Raw genomic sequence first — 2,264 nt, 5'->3', positions numbered from 1 at the left:
TGGGTCGTACCCCAACGGTTGGGCGCCCCGGCGGCCCCCCCGCGTATACCGCCGGCCTCCACCCCCTTGCGGCCCCGGCCCAAAATTGGCGCCTGCCCCCTCACCGGGATCCTGATGGCGGTTTGCCGCCCGTCCTCATCCGTCCAGGGCGGCGGCGCCGGGCGATCGGGGGAGGCGATCAGCGAGGATGTCCCGTAGCCGGATCTGGTCCGTGTACGTGGAACTGCCGCGGTGGACGGCGAGTTCGGCCAGGGTGATCGAGCCCGTGCACTGGTCGTCTCCGTCGCACAGGAGGAGGTACTCGACACCGGCACTGGCCATGACGGACAGCGCGACCTCGACGGTCATGTCGTCACTGACCCGAAGCCCGTCCGCCGCCATGTCGTCGACCGCGCTCATGAGGGAGAGAACCGCCTGTCGTCGCTGCGTCTGAACCGGTGTCAAAGCGGCCTCCTCGGAGTCGGGTGAGTTTCTGATCGATGCCCCTAGGCCGCCGGGTCGAAGGCGGGCCGCTGTGCCCTGCGCCGCTTCGCCTGTCCGGTCGGGCGCCCTTGGGCGGAGCGGTCGCGGCGGCCTCGGAACGAGGGAGGTGCGGAGGACACGGCACGGCGGGGGCGTGCCACGGCCGGTGCGGTGATGGCGACAGGAACACCGGAAGGGGCCTGGGCGCCTGTGATGCGGGTCAGCTCCGCCTCACCGGACCGTACGGCGATGATCTGCGGGGTGATGCCGGCCGACGCCATCAGGCGGTTCATGTCGCGGCGTTGGCCGGGGGTCACCAGGGTGACGACGCTGCCGGACTCTCCGGCGCGGGCGGTACGGCCGCCGCGGTGCAGGTAGTCCTTGTGGTCGGTGGGCGGATCGACGTTGACGACGAGATCGAGGTCGTCGACGTGGATGCCGCGGGCCGCGACGTTGGTCGCCACCAGTACCGTCACGTGTCCGGTCTTGAACTGGGCGAGGGTCCGCGTGCGCTGCGGCTGGGACTTGCCACCGTGCAGGGCCGCGGCGCGGACGCCGCTGTTCAGCAGGTGCTTGGTCAGCCGGTCCACGGCGCGCTTGGTGTCCAGGAACATGATCACGCGGCCGTCTCGTGCCGCGATCTCGGTGGTCGTACGGTGCTTGTCCGCCTCGTGCACGTGGAGCACGTGGTGCTCCATCGTGGTGACCGCTCCCGCGGACGGGTCGACGGAGTGGACCACCGGGTCGGTCAGGTAGCGGCGGACGAGCAGGTCGACGTTCCGGTCCAGCGTGGCGGAGAAGAGCATCCGCTGCCCTCCGGGGCGCACCTGGTCGAGCAGCGCGGTGACCTGGGGCATGAAACCCATGTCGGCCATCTGGTCGGCCTCGTCGAGGACGGTGACAGCGATGCCGTCCAGTCGGCAGTCGCCCCGGACGATGAGGTCCTTGAGCCGCCCCGGGGTCGCGACGACGACCTCCGCGCCGGCGCGGAGTGCACCGGCCTGTTTGCCGATCGACATCCCGCCGACCACGGTGGCCAGCCGCAGACTCACGGAGCGGGCGTACGGGGTGAGCGCGTCGGTGACCTGCTGGGCCAGCTCGCGGGTGGGTACGAGGACCAGGGCCAGCGGCTGTCGTGGCTCGGCGCGCCGGCCCGCGGTACGAGCCAGTACCGCCAGGCCGAAGGCGAGGGTCTTGCCCGAACCGGTGCGGCCGCGGCCCAGCACGTCACGGCCGGCGAGGGAGTTGGGCAGGGTCGCCCCCTGGATGGGGAACGGTACGGTCAAGCCCTCGTGACCGAGCGCGGCCAGCAGCGGCGCCGGCAGGTCGAGGTCGGCGAACGACTCGACGGCGGGCAGCGCGGGCGTGACCGTCACCGGCAGCGCGAACTCGCCCTGGGGTGCGGTCTGCCGGCGATCGTTGCCCTGGGAGCGCCGGGGAGCCCCCGAGCGCTTGGCGGCGGAACCCCGGGCGCGGTCGTTGGTACGGGTCGTGCGGGCGGTGCGTGCGCGGTTCAAGCGGAGCCTTTCCTCGACGTGAGCACGTAGGCACGTAGCAAGGAATTTCCGCAGCAAAATGAACGGCGCAGAGAATCGCGAGAACGAGCCGGAGATGATGGGCGCCGAGTCGTATCGACGGAGGAATACGTCACCCTTTGGTGATGGGGTGGGTCTTCCCGTCACGCGCCCTGAAATGCGGCGAGGGGGGGGGGGGGGGGGGGCCCCGGGGGGGCGGGCCCCCCCCCCCCCCGCGCGCGCGGGGGGGGGGGCGCGGGCGCGGGGGGGGCTCTGTCGCGGGGCGGT

The 2,264-nt window shown here is 72.2% G+C and carries 2 protein-coding genes; both read right to left on the bottom strand.

From position 1 onward, the window contains the following. Window positions 1–135: 135 nt before the first annotated feature. On the bottom strand, window positions 136–444 hold the full coding sequence (locus tag ACFWYS_RS25550; protein ID WP_384773266.1) for a hypothetical protein: 309 nt from the start codon (window positions 442–444) through the stop codon (window positions 136–138). Window positions 445–485: 41 nt separating this feature from the next. Continuing rightward, entirely contained in the window at window positions 486–1,979 is a 1,494-nt protein-coding gene (locus tag ACFWYS_RS25545; protein WP_384773263.1) for a DEAD/DEAH box helicase, read from the bottom strand. Between the last annotated feature and the right edge of the window lie 285 nt (window positions 1,980–2,264).

It is taken from the genome of Streptomyces sp. NPDC059010 (assembly GCF_042740355.1).
GTDB lineage: Bacteria > Actinomycetota > Actinomycetes > Streptomycetales > Streptomycetaceae > Streptomyces.
Note: the sequence above shows the minus strand (reverse complement) of the source record. Positions and strands in the feature narration are given on the sequence as shown.